The sequence below is a fragment of the Desulfovibrio sp. SGI.230 genome, assembly GCF_050313065.1.
Lineage (GTDB): Bacteria > Desulfobacterota > Desulfovibrionia > Desulfovibrionales > Desulfovibrionaceae > Desulfovibrio.
This window is the reverse complement of record NZ_JBNPKS010000003.1, coordinates 213487-228421: the sequence shown is the minus strand read 5'-3', so window position 1 is coordinate 228421 and position 14935 is coordinate 213487. Positions and strand designations below refer to the sequence as shown.

At 64.0% G+C, this 14935-nt stretch carries 14 protein-coding genes and 1 tRNA gene; 9 read left to right on the top strand and 6 right to left on the bottom strand.

The window, feature by feature from the left end; all coding sequences use genetic code 11:
• Positions 1 to 19: 19 nt before the first annotated feature.
• The 9 genes from ACQRAG_RS04860 to ACQRAG_RS04820 all read left to right on the top strand — a co-directional run bounded on the left by ACQRAG_RS04860 (position 20) and on the right by ACQRAG_RS04820 (position 7549).
• On the top strand, positions 20 to 685 hold the full coding sequence (locus ACQRAG_RS04860) for a TIGR00730 family Rossman fold protein (protein ID WP_168934502.1): 666 nt from the start codon (positions 20 to 22) through the stop codon (positions 683 to 685).
• Between the two features lie 35 nt (positions 686 to 720).
• On the top strand, positions 721 to 1194 hold the full coding sequence (tadA, locus tag ACQRAG_RS04855) for a tRNA adenosine(34) deaminase TadA (protein ID WP_370684896.1): 474 nt from the start codon (positions 721 to 723) through the stop codon (positions 1192 to 1194).
• A 40-nt stretch (positions 1195 to 1234) separates the two neighbouring features.
• On the top strand, positions 1235 to 2728 hold the full coding sequence (locus ACQRAG_RS04850) for a fused MFS/spermidine synthase (protein WP_289615973.1): 1494 nt from the start codon (positions 1235 to 1237) through the stop codon (positions 2726 to 2728).
• A 337-nt stretch (positions 2729 to 3065) separates the two neighbouring features.
• Positions 3066 to 3365 carry a hypothetical protein gene (locus ACQRAG_RS04845; protein ID WP_168934500.1) on the top strand — a complete coding sequence of 100 codons (300 nt, stop codon included), beginning with the start codon at positions 3066 to 3068 and terminating at the stop codon, positions 3363 to 3365.
• Between the two features lie 547 nt (positions 3366 to 3912).
• Positions 3913 to 5283, top strand: a complete 1371-nt coding sequence (locus ACQRAG_RS04840; RefSeq protein WP_427803664.1) for an ethanolamine ammonia-lyase subunit EutB — start codon at positions 3913 to 3915, stop codon at positions 5281 to 5283.
• A complete protein-coding gene (eutC, locus tag ACQRAG_RS04835; protein ID WP_427803663.1) occupies positions 5273 to 6100 on the top strand; it encodes an ethanolamine ammonia-lyase subunit EutC in 828 nt (275 codons plus the stop codon). Before ACQRAG_RS04840 ends, eutC begins: the two co-directional genes overlap by 11 nt.
• Positions 6101 to 6180: 80 nt before the next feature.
• Positions 6181 to 6795, top strand: a complete 615-nt coding sequence (locus ACQRAG_RS04830) for a hypothetical protein (protein ID WP_427803662.1) — start codon at positions 6181 to 6183, stop codon at positions 6793 to 6795.
• A 70-nt stretch (positions 6796 to 6865) separates the two neighbouring features.
• Entirely contained in the window at positions 6866 to 7096 is a 231-nt protein-coding gene (locus ACQRAG_RS04825; protein WP_427803661.1) for a hypothetical protein, read from the top strand.
• Between the two features lie 174 nt (positions 7097 to 7270).
• Positions 7271 to 7549: a hypothetical protein gene (locus ACQRAG_RS04820; RefSeq protein ID WP_427803660.1), complete on the top strand. Its 279-nt coding sequence runs from the start codon at positions 7271 to 7273 to the stop codon at positions 7547 to 7549.
• Between the two features lie 80 nt (positions 7550 to 7629).
• On the opposite strand, the gene ACQRAG_RS04815 is transcribed toward ACQRAG_RS04820, so the two are convergent.
• The 6 genes from ACQRAG_RS04815 to ACQRAG_RS04790 all read right to left on the bottom strand — a co-directional run bounded on the left by ACQRAG_RS04815 (position 7630) and on the right by ACQRAG_RS04790 (position 14840).
• A tRNA-Ile gene (locus tag ACQRAG_RS04815) sits at positions 7630 to 7705 on the bottom strand.
• Positions 7706 to 7999: 294 nt separating this feature from the next.
• Positions 8000 to 9163 carry a SufB/SufD family protein gene (locus ACQRAG_RS04810; protein ID WP_168934497.1) on the bottom strand — a complete coding sequence of 388 codons (1164 nt, stop codon included), beginning with the start codon at positions 9161 to 9163 and terminating at the stop codon, positions 8000 to 8002.
• A complete protein-coding gene (locus tag ACQRAG_RS04805) occupies positions 9160 to 9954 on the bottom strand; it encodes an ABC transporter ATP-binding protein (RefSeq protein WP_297139998.1) in 795 nt (264 codons plus the stop codon). The genes ACQRAG_RS04810 and ACQRAG_RS04805 overlap by 4 nt, the downstream gene beginning before the upstream one ends.
• A gap of 55 nt (positions 9955 to 10009) precedes the next feature.
• On the bottom strand, positions 10010 to 10333 hold the full coding sequence (locus ACQRAG_RS04800; RefSeq protein ID WP_006006222.1) for a hypothetical protein: 324 nt from the start codon (positions 10331 to 10333) through the stop codon (positions 10010 to 10012).
• Positions 10334 to 10563: 230 nt separating this feature from the next.
• Positions 10564 to 11235 carry an adenylate kinase gene (locus ACQRAG_RS04795; protein ID WP_006006223.1) on the bottom strand — a complete coding sequence of 224 codons (672 nt, stop codon included), beginning with the start codon at positions 11233 to 11235 and terminating at the stop codon, positions 10564 to 10566.
• A 170-nt stretch (positions 11236 to 11405) separates the two neighbouring features.
• The gene (locus tag ACQRAG_RS04790) at positions 11406 to 14840 is read right to left on the bottom strand and encodes an AsmA-like C-terminal region-containing protein (protein WP_320619978.1); all 3435 of its coding nucleotides are present in this window, start codon (positions 14838 to 14840) and stop codon (positions 11406 to 11408) included.
• Positions 14841 to 14935: the final 95 nt, after the last annotated feature.

Sequence of the window (14935 nt, the reverse complement as noted above, 5' to 3'; positions counted from 1 at the left end):
TCGCAACAAGGAGGCTTTCATGGAGATCCGGCAGAACGTCATCGACGATCTCAATGCCATGACCACGGAGTCCTGGCGCACCATCCGCATCATGGCCGAAATGGTCCAGGCCCTGGATACCCTGAACAAGCTGGGCACCAACTGCGTGTCCATCTTCGGTTCGGCCCGCTCCACCTCCGACACGCCCGAATACCGGGATGCCGAGCGTCTGGCCCGGATGCTGGTGGAAAAGGGCTTCGGCGTCATCACCGGCGGCGGCCCCGGCGTCATGGAAGCGGCCAACAAGGGCGCTGCCGAGGCGGGCGGCGTTTCCGTGGGCCTGCACATCGAGCTGCCCCACGAACAGGGCTGCAACCAGTATGTGAAGACGCGCTGCAATTTCCGCTACTTCTTCACCCGCAAGTTCATGTTCGTGAAGTACGCCATGGCCTATGTGGTCATGCCCGGCGGCATGGGGACCATCGACGAACTGTCCGAGGCCTTCGTGCTGGCCCAGACCGGACGCATCCGGCCCTTCCCCATCATCCTTTATAATTCTTCCTACTGGGCGGGCCTGCTGGAGTGGCTGCGCACGAGCATGGCCAACGGCGGTTTCATCAACCGGGAAGAGATCGACAAGCTCGTCACGGTGTGCGACACGCCCGAGCAGGTGGTGGAGCATCTGTGCAAGATCGTGATCCTGTAAGCAACGGGGCGCTGGTACGCCCCTGCGGCGGGCCCGTGCCTTCCGCGCCGCCGGGCTGGAGCTGGGAGTCCCTCATGCGTCTGGCCCTGGACGAGGCGCGGCAGGCCGCCCGCGAGGACGAAGTGCCTGTGGGCGCGGTGCTGGTGGCGGCGGATGGCCGTCTGCTGGCCCGCGCCCACAACCGGCCCGTGGCCCTGCACGATCCCACGGCCCATGCCGAGATCCTGGCCCTGCGGGCCGCCGGGGCCGCCAGCGGCAATTACCGTCTGGGTGGCGGGGTGCTGGTGGTGACCCTGGAACCCTGCGCCATGTGCGCCGCGGCCCTGGTCCATGCCCGGCTCGCCGGGGTGGTCTACGGGGCGGCCGACAGGCTGGCCGGTGCCGTGACTTCCTGCACCGAGACGCTGGACCAGCCTTTCTTCAATCATCGGGTCTGGCATATGGGCGGCGTGCTGGCCCGGGAAAGCGTGGACCTGTTGCAGGACTTCTTTGCCGGACGGCGGGACTGACCCCGCTTTTTTTGCGGGTACGCCCGCGTACGGGACGACGATGCTGGAGATCATCGCTTTTTGTTGCGGCGCCCTGGTCATGGTGCTGGAGATGGTGGGCGCGCGCGTGCTGGCCCCGCATGTGGGCACCTCGGCCGTGGTCTGGACCAGCCTCATCGGCGTGGTGCTGGCCTGTCTTGCCGTGGGGGCCTGGCTGGGAGGCCGCCTGGCCGACAGGCACCTTTCCCGGCGGGGGCTGGCCTTCATCCTGACGGGAGCTTCCCTGGGCAGCGCCCTGGCCGCCGGGACGCACCGTCTGGTGGGGGAGGCGCTGAGCGTCGCCATCACGGACATCCATCTGGCCGCCGTGGCCTGTGCCCTGGGCATCCTGGCCCTGCCCGCCCTGTGCTGCGGCATGATCAGCCCCTACATCATCCGGCTGCGCATCCGGGACGTGGCCACGTCCGGCGCCACGGTGGGGCGGCTGTACGCCCTGTCCACGGCGGGCAGCATCGTGGGCACCTTCCTGGGGGGCTTCGTCCTCATCTCCTTCTTTGCCAGCGGCACCATCCTCTGGGGCGTGGCCCTGGGCCTGCTGCTGCTCTCGCTGCCGGCCGAGCCCTCCCGCTCCTGGGGGCGGCTGGGCCTTGTGCTGTTGCTGCTCCTGCTGGCCGTCTGGGACCGGCAGTTCCGCCGGACGGAAGGCCCCCTGATGGTGGAGAGCCCCTACAACTGTATGCTGATCCACGAGAGCCGCGACAGGGGCAGGCCGGTGCGCATCCTCTCCACGGATCCCGACTACAGCCAGTCGGGCATGTATCTGGACGATCCTGACGAGCTCTATTTCGACTACACCCGCTTTTATGCCCTGGCCGTGCTGGCCCGTCCGCAGGCCCGGGACATCCTCATGCTGGGCGGGGGCGGCGGCTCCGTGCCCAAGTGGCTGCTGTCCGGCAAGAGCGGGCTGGACGCCGCAGACCTGCGTCTGACCGTGGTGGAGCTGGATCCCGGCATGAGCGCCGTGGCCCGGCGTTGGTTCTTCCTGCCCGGGGACGACCCGCGTCTGCGTCTGATCCATGCCGATGCCCGGACTTTCCTCAACCGGCAGCGGGAACAGTATGACATCCTGCTGGTGGACGTGTTCAACTCCTGCTATTCCATCCCCTTCCATCTGGGCACGCAGGAGGCCTTTGCCGCCATGCGCCGTGCCCTGCGCCCCGGCGGCGTGCTGGCCATGAACGTCATCGCTGCTGTGGAAGGCGAAGATGGCCGCCTGCTGCGGGCCATCCATGCCGGGCTGCAACGGCATTTCGCCCGGGTGGAGGTCTTTTGCGTCACCGATCCCGGGCATCCCGGCCAGTTGCAGAACCTGATGGTGCTGGCGTTCAGCGACGCCGCCACGGCCGCGGCCCTGCGTGACGGCCCGGGGCATTCGCCGGAGATGGCGGCCATGCTGGCCTGCCGTTATCGTCCTTCCCTGCCGGTTACGGAGCCCCTGCGTGACGACTTCGCCCCGGTGGAACGTTTCGCCCTGTCGCTGCTGCGGCGTCCCTGAGCCGGAAGGCTCGTCCTTCTCCTGTGATTTTCTTGATGTGGTGCAGGCCCGTTGCGGCAGGTCGTGCCCTTTGCCATCTTCTGCGGCGAGAGGGCGGCACGGCCATCCGTTTTGGGGAAAACGGCAGGGGGCAGGGTCCCATACTGCGCGGAGCCGGGAAAGCCGCATGCGTCTGTGCGGGCCGCAGCTATGCCCGCCCAAGGGGGCAGGCTTGCCGTTTGGCCCCGAAATGCGTAGATTGTGCGCCATGAGAGGGATGGCACGGCCCTGACGGCCCGTGCAGACTCTTTACTTCAACCGTGCACGTCCCGGGTGCGCGTTCGCAAGGAAGGCAGTTTTGAGCGAATCCATCGATGATCTCACAGTGGAATATGAGGAGAACGGACAGATCATCCTCAAGGAACTGGACAAGATCGTCCTGAGCAAGGGCGCCTGGACCACTATCCTCTTCCGCTATCAGGAGTGGAAGCCGCAGACCTCGTCCTACGGCCCCGACAAGTATGTGATCCGCCGCTACAAGAAGGTGGGCGGCGAATACCGGCAGCAGAGCAAGTTCACCATTTCCAGCGCCGATCAGGCCCGCAAGATCGTGGACGCCCTGCAGACCTGGATCGGGGAGGCCGAGCAGGAAAAGTAGCCGGGACAGTCTGTGCCTTCCCAGAGGTGCTGTTTGAGGAAAAAAGGGCGCTGCCTATGCAGCGCCCTTTTCGTATGCATGAGGGATGAAAAAAGGACCGTCGGAAAAGGGCGGTCCTTGATGGGACGGGATGCGGGGGAGCAGTCCCGCCCTCGCGGGGGCAGAAAGGAAATCCGGCAGTATGCTGCCGGTCAGAAAAACATGGAAGAAGTATAGCCCTTTGGCCGGGCAAGGCAATGCCCCGGGCCCGGAGTGTACAGTTTGATACACAGTTATGGCAGGCAAGGCGGTATACAGGCATCGCGTCCATCCCGGGATGGAGCGGGGCCGTGCTTTGCCCTGTGCCGGCGTTTGGGAGGGCAGGTGCCGGTCGCGCCCCTCTCCGGGCATTTTGTCCGCTTTTGCGTTCCGGCCCTATCCGCCTTGTCGGGACCGTCGGCTGCGGCTATACAGAGGGGGTATCAGGCTGAGGTGCCGTCGCAGGGCCCCGGTACGGGCACGGCAGGCGGCGGTGACGTTGGGCAATCTTCAACTTCTGGAAAATCCTGTGGAAAAATGTTCCTTGCGCGAACTGCTGGCCAAAGCCTCTCCCTTGCGTTCGGGGGACGTGCTGGCCGGCATCGCGGCCGAGAATGAGGAAGAGCGCATCCGGGCCCAGATGGCCCTGGCCGATGTGCCCCTGAAGCGTTTCCTGTCGGAGTGCGTGGTGCCGTACGAGACGGACGAGGTCACCCGGCTCATCATGGACAGCCACGATGCGCAGGCCTTTGCGCCGGTCAGTTCCTTCACGGTAGGCCAGCTGCGCGACTGGCTGCTGACCCCTGCCGCGGACACGGCGACCCTGACGGCCTTGGCGCCGGGCCTGACCCCGGAGATGGTGGCCGCGGCCAGCAAGCTCATGCGCATCCAGGATCTGGTGCTGGTGGCCTCCAAGTGCAGCGTGGTGACGCGCTTTCGCGATACCATCGGCCTGCCGGGGCGTTTTTCCTCGCGTCTGCAGCCCAACCATCCCACCGATGACGCGCGCGGCGTGCTGGCTTCCGTCATCGACGGCCTGCAATACGGCTCCGGGGACGCGGTCATCGGCATCAACCCGGCTTCGGACAGCCTGCCCGCCATCGGGCGCCTGCTCCGCCTGCTGGATGATGTCATCGCCCGTTACGACATCCCCACCCAAAGCTGCGTGCTGACCCACGTCACCAACACCCTGGAGATGATCCGGCGCGGCGTGCCCGTGGACCTCTGTTTCCAGTCCATCGCCGGTACGGAAAAGGCCAATGCCAGTTTCGTCATCTCCCTGTCCCTGCTGGACGAGGCCTGGGACGCCACCCTCTCCCTGAAGCGCGGCACGGTGGGGGACAACGTCATGTATTTCGAGACCGGGCAGGGCAGCGCGCTTTCCGCCGGGGCCCACTTCGGCGTGGACCAGCAGACCCTGGAATGCCGTGCCTATGCCGTGGCCCGGCGCTACCGGCCCCTGCTGGTCAATACGGTGGTGGGCTTCATCGGGCCGGAATATCTGTTCAACGGCAAGCAGATCATCCGCGCCGGTCTGGAGGACCATTGCTGCGGCAAGCTGCTGGGCCTGCCCATGGGTGAGGACGTCTGCTACACCAACCATGCCGAGGCCGACCAGGACGACATGGACATGCTCCTGACCCTGCTGGGCGTGGCGGGCTGCAATTTCGTCATGGGCATCCCCGGTGCCGATGACATCATGCTGGGCTATCAGTCCACGTCCTTCCACGATGTGGCCTGGCTGCGGCGGGTGCTGGGCAAGCGGCCCGCACCGGAATTCGAAGCATGGCTGGAGCGCATGGGCATCCTGTCCGCCACGGGCGAGCTGCTGCCGCCCGGTGAGCGCCGGGGCATGGCCGCTCTGGGCCGGGAACTGGAGGAGGGCGGCCATGGAAACTAGGCAGGATGAGCTCGCGGGCGCCGCGCCCGCCATCGTGACGCCGGATCCCTGGGAAGAATTGCGCCGCTTCACCGATGCGCGCATCGGTCTGGGCCATTGCGGGGTGAGCCTGCCCGTGAAACGCTGGCTGGAATTCCGTCTGGCCCATGCCCGCGCCCGGGATGCCGTCATGACGCCGTTGGATGAAGAGCAGGTGCGCGCCGGTCTGGCCGCCCACGGTCTGGAATGCCTTTCCCTGAGCAGCGCGGTGACGGACAGGAACGAATATCTGACCCGGCCGGACAAGGGGCGCCGTCTTTCCGTGGCTTCGCGGCAGCTGCTGGATGCCTGGATGGACGCACATCCCGGCAGTGCGCCGGACGTGAGCGTGGTCATCTGTGACGGCCTGTCCGCACGGGCCGTACACGAGAACGCCGTGCCCTTTGCGTCCCGTTTTCTGGAAGAAGCGGCCGCTGCCGGGCTCAGTGCCGCGCCGGTGGCTCTGGTGAAGTTCGGCCGCGTGGCTGTGGGCGACGATGTGGCGGCCCTGCTCAACGCGCGGCTGGTGGTCATGCTGGTGGGCGAACGCCCCGGCCTCAGCTCGCCCGATTCCCTGGGCGTCTATATGACCCACGCGCCCACGCCCGGCCTGACCGACGAGGCCCGCAACTGTATCTCCAACGTGCGCGCCGCGGGCCTGCCCGTGGAGGAGGCCGTGCGCAAGCTCTGCTATCTGGTGGAGAATGCCCTTGTCCGGCGCCTGTCCGGTGTGGATCTCAAGGACGACGTGCCGCCCGGCTATCTGCCGTTCGCGGAGACGCGGGCGTTACGGGCCTAGATCAGTATATATGGAGAAGGGGCTCCCGCATTATGCGGCGGCCCCTTTATTGTTCTCCGCTAAAGTTTCTCGGAGCGCTCATGTCTTTGTTCTCCAAAAAATTCACTAGGGTACAGAACCCATGCTTCAGGTCTGTCCTTTATGAAGTAGAGGATTTCCTTAATGAACATTATCTCTACCGTGACAAGCAGAAATATGGCGGTCTTTGGGGAAAGGTACGGGCTTTTTTCGACAGGCGCGCGGAAGAAGAACGCGAAAAGAAGGAATCCGCTGAACGCAATATCTTCATCCCGGATACAGTTTTTTATTCTGATCCGCATGCTGAAGAATGTTTCAAGGAAGATATCTTCAGATCTTCCCTTGAGAATCCTTTTTCCACAGCCCTGATGCAAATAATCGCGGAAAGAAAGGCCGATCCCGTAACCGTGTACAAAAAAGCTAGGATTGACAGGAAGCTGTTTTCAAAGATAAAGAATACACTTGACTATATTCCTGCTAAGAAAACCGTCATCGCCTTCGCCCTGGCACTTGAACTTTCACTGGACGAGACCAATGGCCTTCTGAAAAAAGCTGGATTCGTTCTTTCCGACAGTATCCTTTTCGATGTGATCATCCAATATTTTATCCTTAAAAAATCTTATGATATAAATGAGATAAATGCTGTTCTCCATATGTACGATTTGCCCGTATTCTAGGATGTCGCCTTACAGGCGACCACGGACGAGGGAAGATGTGCTACCACAGGCTATCTACGGGAGGGGTGATATGATGGACTCCGAAAAAGACAGCCGATTTACGCTTGAGGACGCCAAAGCAGCTAAAGCAGGAGAGGAGAGCCTCTGGAAGAGCCTCCTGTGCGTTCTCTTTCTCGGGCCTCCGCTCCTTGCCCTGAATATCTTATGGTTGCTGGGCAAGCTGGCGGTATGCATCATAGCCGCTGTCATACAGACGGTCGCCATTTTCTGGCACTGTTTCCTACTGGGGAGAGAAAAATGATTCTGCAACCGCTGGCACAGCTTGTACTTCTGGTCATCTGTCTGGGCTGTTTGGGGGTTGTCAACGGGCTCCTTGCGTTCTTCTTGGTCTATTTCGTCTTGTGTCTCCTTCCTTTGCTCATCGTCCATTTGGGCGGCGTCTTCAAAAAAGATTGAACACATCATGGAGGATCGTATGAAAGCCAAAATACTTTATTGTTTCCTTGTCCTTTTTACCATAAGCGTAGCACAAGGATACGCCTATGATTATGAGCGGCTCGGTACGGAGAGTGATCCGTTGCGGTATTTTAGGGAGAACAGCCCTAATTACAACGACGATTATGCGGAAGACCAGCTGGGGAAATATCAGGATAGGGACGATACAGGTTGTGAACGGCCTGAAGGAAGCGATATCCGTGACTATAACCCCTACTACGACAGGGACGGGAACAGACGGTCTCTTGAGTGGGAATGAGGGAGGCCCGGCAGGACGCCGGGATACCTTTGAAAAATGAAAAGGCAGGTTTCCGCGAAGGGAACCTGCCTTTCAAATATTGGTGGGCCCACCAGGACTCGAACCTGGGACCTGCCGGTTATGAGCCGGAGGCTCTACCAACTGAGCTATAGGCCCACGAAGGAAGCGAACTATAGCCGGAAGGACGCTAGGCGGTCAAGCCCTTCCGGGGGCCTGGCCCCTGTCCGTTCGGAGAGAGTGCTTCCGACAGGAAAAGGAGCATTGGGGAGAAAAGGGAGAAGTTTGCTTTTGTCAAAGCAACCGGAGGGGAACAGTGGTGTCGGGTGGCGCAGGATGCGGTCGTTGCGGGATAAGCTGCGGGGCCGTCTTCAGCATGCAGTCCGCAAAAACGAACGGGGCTGCCCGCATGTACGGACAGCCCCGCAACAGGCAGGTATCGCAGCGGGGGCGCTACATGGCGCCGCCGGCGTTGAGCTTGCTGATCTGTTCGTCCATGGCCTTCTTCAGGGGCGCGGGCAGGCCCATGATGTCCACGTTGAGGAAGCCGCGCACGATGGTGGAGGTGGCTTCGTCCTCGTCCAGGCCGCGGGCCATGAGGTATTCGATCTCTTCCTGGGCGATCTTGCCCACGGCGGCTTCGTGGGAGAGTTCCACGCCGTCGCGGCAGCTGTCCAGTTCGGGGATGGCATGCACGCGGCCGCCGCCCACGATGAGGCCCTTGCACTCCAGATGGCCCTTGACCGGAGTGGCCGAAGCGCCGATGAAACCGCGGTTGATGATGGTGCCGCCGGTGGTCAGGGTGCGGGAGATGATCTCGCCGCGGGTGTGGGGCGCGTTGAGGTGGATGGCGCTGCCGCTGTCCACGTAGGAGCCCGTGGGCGTCACGATGACCGAGTTGAAGGTGGCCACGGCGCCCTCACCGTTGAGGTCGATGCGGGGATAGGATTGCAGGCTGCCCACGCTCTTGAGCAGGATGTAATTGTTCTGGAACACGCCCCCGGCTTCCACCACGCCCGCCGAGCGCGGCCGCACGGTGGTGGAGTCGCCCCAGTTGTGGATCATGGTGAAGGTCAGCTTGCCGCCCTTTTCCACATAGTATTCGGTGATGCCCAGATGCGCGGCATCATTGCTGTGCTGGGAGGTGGCGCAGCCGCCCAGGATGTTGAGCTCGGCGCCTTCTTCCACCACCACGATGTTGTGCACGGCCTGTCCGGCGGCATTGCCCTTGATGAACATGCAGGACTGCACGGGCTGGCTGATCTTCACGCCCTTGCGGGCACGCACGAAGTAGCCGCCGTTGAGGTGCTCGTAGGCCATGCGGGTGATCTCGTCCTTGTTGGGATCGAGCAGCTTCCAGTAGTACTGCGGCAGGCCGTCGAACTTTTTGAGGGCCGCGCGGATGTCCATGAGGTCCAGGCCTTCCTGCCGGGTGGTGCAGTGCACGTCGGCATGGTTGAGCTGCATGAAGGCGCCGCTGACCTTGGTGTCGTGCACGTCGATGCCGGCCAGGACCAGGCGCTGCTGGTCTTCCTGGGGCAGACGGGTCAGATCTTCGATGGGGGCGGAGTTCTCACCGCCGCTGAAGTTGAAACGGGAAAGGTCGATGCTGCTCATACCAGGGGAGCCTCCGCGATTTTGCCGAACATGTCGCCGGCCAGGCAGCGCAGGCATTCCTGGTAGCCGTGCTGGGCGATATGGTCGAGGATGACGCGCGGGCGCGCTTCACAGCAGAGCTTGCCGTGATACATGACCTGTCCGCGGTCGGCGTTGACGTATTCAAGGATGTGGCCGGTGTGGGTGATGATGAGCCCGCTGGTGGAACGCTGGCGACCCTGCTCGCGCAGGGTGGCGCTACAGCAGTCGGGCACGCCGTCCAGCAGCTTGCGCACGGTCTTGCCCACCAGGGCCATGTTTTCCAGGTCCACGCCGGATTCCGGCTCGTCGAAAAGCAGCAGGTTGGGCTGCTGGGCCATGAGCTGCAGCAGCTCGGAGCGCTTGATCTCGCCGCCGGAGAAACCGGCGTTGACGTCGCGGTCCAGGAAGGTATCGAAATGCACGCGCTTGGCCATGGCGGGGATGTCCATCTTGCGGCCGCGGCCGCACAGTTCCACCATCTTGCCCGTGGGCAGGCCGTGGATGGTGGGCGGGCGCTGGAAGGACATGCCGATGCCCAGACGGGCACGCTCGTACATGGGGGCGTAGGTGATGTCGTGGCCCTTGAAGATGATCTTGCCCCGGGTCACCTCGTAGCCGGAAAAGCCCATCAGCGTCATGAGCAGGGTGGTCTTGCCGGAGCCGTTGGGGCCGAACAGGATAAAGGTTTCGCCCGCTTCCACCTTCAGGTCGATGCCCTTGAGCACCGGCGTGCCGTGGACGGAAACGTGCAGGTCTTGGATCTCAAGCATTGTTTCCCTCAATTATGCCGGAAGTCCTCCCCCTTGCGGGAGCCCGGCAGGCTTTCTAGTCCTGGGGGTCGGTTTCACCCAGATATTCCATGACGTCGTAGTGCACGTGGTCCAGCACATGCGTCAGGTAGGAGACGCATTCGTCGCCCACGGCATGGCCCAGCAGGTCCACGATGAACGCGGCGCGCTTGGCGTTGACAAGGGCGACATTGCCGGGATCGCCGTCGTCGGGGATGGCGCTCACGGCTTCGTGGAAGGCCACGAGGTCATCTTCGGTCAGGTGCTTGATGGGCTGGGGTTCGTCATTGATGTAAGGGACGCCTTCCCGCAGTTCCAGCATGACGGGATTGCCGTGCATGATCGCGATGCAGACTTGCATGATATTGATACCTCGCTGTGAAGTTGGGGGCATAGTGGCAAACTTGGACAGGCATGTCCAGTAGGGCCCCTGTTTCGGAACGCGTGCTCGCTGCGGGCCGGCGGACCTTTCCCCCGCTATAAAGATGGGGTCGCGGCGGCAAAAGGCAAGGCCGCTTCCGGCCGGGCTCCGGGATTTTCGGGCAAAAAAAAGGCCGGGGCAGGGCCCCGGCCTGGAAAGGCGTGCTCAGGCTAGCTCAGCTGGGAGATCAGGGTCTCCTTGATGGAGTCGATGGTGCCTTCGCCGTTCAGTTCGATGTACTTGGTCTTGCCTTCGGCGGCCAGGTTCTTGAAGAAGTAGGCCGCGGCCAGGGTGCCGTTCTCGGTGTTGTAGTAGATGTCGTGACGCTTGTTGATGGCGGCTTCGTCCTGGTCGTCGGAACGGGTGGAGAGCTCACCGCCACAGACGCGGCACTTGTCACCGTTGGGCTTGATGGCGTCGATGAAGATGTTGTTGGGATGGTTGTTGTTTTCCTTGCACAGGCGACGGCCCATGATGCGGTTCTTGGCGATCTCGCGGGGCAGCAGGATCTCGATGACGTAGTCCAGTTTCAGACCTTCGGCCTGCAGGGCTTCCCACAGTTTCTGGGCCTGCACCATGTTGCGGGGGAAGCCGTCCAGCAGCCAGCCGTCCTTGCCCTTGGTCTTCAGGGTCTCCAGCACCATGGGGATGGTGATGTCGTCGGGCACCAGGTCGCCGCGATCGATGTATTCCTTGGCCTTCTTGCCCAGCTCGGTGCCGCCGCCGATGTGCTCACGGAAGATGGCGCCGGATTCGATGTGAGCAAGATTGTACTTAGCCTTGACCAGGTTGCCCTGGGTGCCCTTGCCGCTGCCGTTGGGACCAAAGATGAGGATATTCATGGCGCTTCTCCTTATTGAGACGGACCGTTGTTGGGTTTGTGCAAAAAAGAACAGATAGAGCCTGTCTACCCTTTGCAGGCGGTTCTGTCAACGGGGGCGGGGAAAGTGCAAGGCCTTTTCCGGCAGGGGAAGGCCGGTGGGGCCGGGGCGAAAGAGCCCGGGGCGCGGGATCAGCGGAACAGGTTCCAGGTGCCTTCCATGACCCCGCCCAGCAGCTCGAAGATGCCGTGGGTCAGGCTGGTGACGGCGTAGAGGATGGCCGTCCCTGCGCTGACCGAGGTCTTGGGATCATGGAGCTTGCCGGTCACGCGCACGGGGAATTCCTGCATGCGGTCGGTCTTGACGAAAAGGTTGCAGTCCAGGTCTTCGTTGTTGAAGTCGATGCGGCCGCCGCCGCGCACGCGCATCTCGGCATCCTGATAAAAGATGTTGCTGCTGCGTGCCACACCGCCCTGCATGTTGCCCGAGGCGCTGAGGCGCTGGAAGCGGGTGGGCTTGCCGCCGGGCCGCCCGGCCTTGTCGCGGTTCTGGTAGCTGCCGTTGATGATGGCCACGCCCCAGGTGCCGGAAAGGGCCGCGGGCATCTGACCGCTGCCGGTCAGGTGGGCGCTCATCTCCGATTCCACCGAGGCCAGCCCCCGCACGGCGCGTTTGTCGTTGCGGTCGTTGCTGGCGGCGTCGAGGTTGATGTTCAGGGCCCTGACCTTGGTGGTGTAGCTCAGGCCCCGGTCGAAGCGGAAGTCGCCCGAGGCACGCAGGCGCGAATTGTAAAAGTTGCCTTCCAGGGCAGGCACGGAAAGGTGGCCGTCCTTGAGACTGAAGCGGGTGGTCATCTGCTGCATGCGCAGGCGCATGAAGCGCACCCTGTCCACGCTCAGGCTCCCCTGGGCATCGAAGGCCTTCATGAAGCGCAGGTCCCAGGGAGCGCCCGGGGCCTTGCTCCGTCCCTTGCTGCGGGCCTGGTCGGGGAACATCTCCGCCAGCAGGCGGTCCAGATCGAAGTCCGCGGCATGCAGGCGCAGGTCCAGTTGCGGGGTGCCGCTCCAGTTCACGGCAGCTTCGCCGTCCACCTGCTGCCAGCCCAGGCTGCAGCGCAGATCCTTGAGGCGCAGGCTGTCCGGGGTACCGGAGGCCGTGCCCTTGAGGCGCAGGCTGTTGAGGGAGGCGGGCAGGGAGGCGGGCGCACTGCCCCGGATCTGCCGGAGGCTGTGCTTCAGGTCGCGGGCGGCAAGGTCCACGTTCCCGCCCCAGGTCAGGCCGCTGCGGCTGTTGCTGACGTCCAGATCGCCCTTGAGCTGCAGGCCCAGCGCCGAGAGCGTGGCCTTTTTCAGCTTCAGCCCGGCAGGGCCCGCACAGCTGAACACGCCGTCGGCATCCAGATCCATGCCCTGGGGCAGCAGATCCTTTTCAAGGGACGGCAGGTGCAGGCGCAGGGAACCGGGCAGATCCTGCCAGGCCACGAACTCCTTGCCGCCGAACCAGACGAGGCCGTCCAGCTTCTGGGTCAGGGAAAGATCCTCGCCCTCCAGCGAGGCCGTCCAGCGGCCTTCGAAACCGGCCCGGGCGGGAGTGGGACGCAGATCGCGGCGGGCGCTTTGCAGGTCGAGGCGCAGCGAGAGTTTTTCGAAGGGCAGGCTCTTTTTGCCTCCGGCGGGCAGCAGGCCCTTGCTGCCGTCGGCCGTGACCGTGCCGCGCATGCTCTTCAGGAACACGTCCAGGTCGCTGCCCCGGCTGGTGATGGCCGCCTGGGCGGACAGCATGCCGCGCCGTACGGGGATGAGGTCGAAATCCCTGACCAGCTTGCTGCCGTGGACCTTGTCCAGGCGCAGGTCGATGTCGAAGGTGGGCATGTCCGAAGGCCCGCCGATGGCGCAGCGGCCCTTGAGGCGGCCTTCGTAAAAGTCGCCCGTGGCCCGGATCACGGCCGTACCGTTGCCGGCCTTGTCGGGGGTGCCGGGTTCGATGACCACGGCCGCGCCGGTGATGGTCACAGGGCCGTAATGCACGGTGCGGGCATTGAGGCGGATGTCATAACCGATATCCAGGTCCGTGGCGGGATCGGGCGGCGGCAGCGGCGTGGAGCGCGAGGCCCGCAGGCTGGTCAGGGGCCCGTGCGGGAAATAGACCTGCAGGGGCAGGGTGCCCACGGCTTCCGGGATGGCCCGGCCCAGCTTTACTTCCGGGGCGGTCAGGTCAAGGGCCACCACCGGCTCGGCCCAGCGGGCCACGCCGCCGGAACCGGTAAAGCGCGAGCCCGAGGCATGGGCCACGATATAGGGCACGCGCAGGCCTTCGGCATCCAGTTCGAATTCCAGAAGACTGTCCGTGATGTTGTCCAGGGCCATCTGCAGGCCCGGGGCCAGATCACGGGCAAAGCCCAGCCAGCGTGTCAGGCTCAGGCGGTGGGCCTGCAGGCTGCCGTTGAGGACGGGGCCCCTCTGTTTGTCGAGGATCAGGTTGCCGTCGAGGGTGGCGCTGTCTTCGCCCAGTTCCAGCCGGATGCGTTCCAGGCGCACGGGCGGGCGCGTCCCTCCCGCAGCGGGCAGGTCGGGCTGGGGGGCCACCTGGGGTGCGGGAACTGTCTTTGCAGCGGCGGCATCAGCGGCCGGTGAACGGGGGGCGGACGGGGCAGGAGCCGTTGCGGGACCTTCCTTTCCGGCTGCGGCCAGCTCCTGCGGATCGGGCAGGAAGACCTCGCGCAGCATGCGCCGTACCGAGGCCTGCGGCGCGTTCCTGTCCTGCAGCAGGCGGCCGGCCACGGCAAAGGGGATGGGCTCGTCGTCCTGCATCAGGTCGCCCTGGATATCATGATCCAGCTGCCAGCCCGCGGCCGTGGCCGTGAAATCGAGGTTCATGCGTACGCGGGGCAGGTGGGGCGGCAGATGCAGCAGGGTACGCAGGCGCAGGCGGGGCGTATCGCTCAAAAAACGGAGCGGACGGCTGCGGCCTTCCACGAGCAGGTTCTCCAGGTCGAGCACGGGGATCTCTTCCCCGGCGGCCAGGTTGCGGATCAGACCTGCCTGCAGCTTGCCGCGCACGTCCTGAAGACCGCGCAGATGCAGCACGCAGGAAAGGTTGCCCGCGCGCAGGGAAGAAGCGTCCTGGGCCTGGAAGGAGAAATTGCCCTGGTCTATCTCTATCTGGAGGGTACCGGGCAGCAGGCTGTCCAGCCGGGCCAGCCCCCCCGTATCGCCGCTGCCGCCCCCGGCGGCGGAGCCCAGCTTGCGCAGGTCCAGCGTGGGTAGCGGCAGGCTGCCGGAGAGCACGGGATTCTGCAGGGCCACGTATTCCAGTTCCAGCCGTCCCTGCAGCAGGGCGGTCAGGCGGGGGCGCAGGCGGGCCGTGCGGACGGAGATGTCCAGCTCCTTGATGCGGATGCGCACGTCATCGGCCTGGACGGCCGGAGGCAGCCAGGAAAGGCCGATGGACCTGACATGCAGGTGGAGGCCCGTACGCTGGGTGAAGTCTTCCAGCAGGGCATGGGTGATGGCGACGGAATTGTGCTGCACATAGACCATGGCCGCGCCGGCCAGCAACAGGATGCCCAGCAGCAGGGCTGCCAGACAGCGGAGGAAAAGACGCAGGCGGCGGGATGGTTCGGGCATGGCAGGAAGGCTGCTTGACGATAAAAAGGGGCAAGGCTAGGTTGACGAAGCGCTGTCGCGGCGTGCGCGGAAGGCACGACAAAAGCCCCGCCGGA